The following is a 361-nucleotide window of genomic DNA, read 5'->3' on the forward strand; positions in this document are numbered from 1 at the left end:
TCGAGGTGCCAAACCATCCCGTCGATATGGACTCTTGGGGAAGATCAGCCTGTTATCCCCGGGGTACCTTTTATCCGTTGAGCGACACCGCTTCCACATGCCGGTGCCGGATCACTAGTCCCGACTTTCGTCCCTGCTCGACCTGTCAGTCTCACAGTCAAGCTCCCTTGTGCACTTGCACTCGACACCTGATTGCCAACCAGGCTGAGGGAACCTTTGGGCGCCTCCGTTACATTTTGGGAGGCAACCGCCCCAGTTAAACTACCCACCAGGCACTGTCCCTGAACCAGATCATGGTCCGAGGTTAGAAGTCCAATACGATCAGAGTGGTATTTCAACAACGACTCCACGAACACTGGCG

Annotated in this window: 1 rRNA gene; it reads right to left on the reverse strand. The window is 55.4% G+C overall.

Going from position 1 to position 361, the window contains the following annotated elements:
• Positions 1-361, reverse strand: a 23S ribosomal RNA gene (locus tag HCA44_RS20715); the annotation flags it as partial.

The organism is Rhodococcus sp. HNM0569 (genome assembly GCF_012726205.1).
Taxonomy (GTDB): Bacteria; Actinomycetota; Actinomycetes; order Mycobacteriales; family Mycobacteriaceae; genus Rhodococcus_F.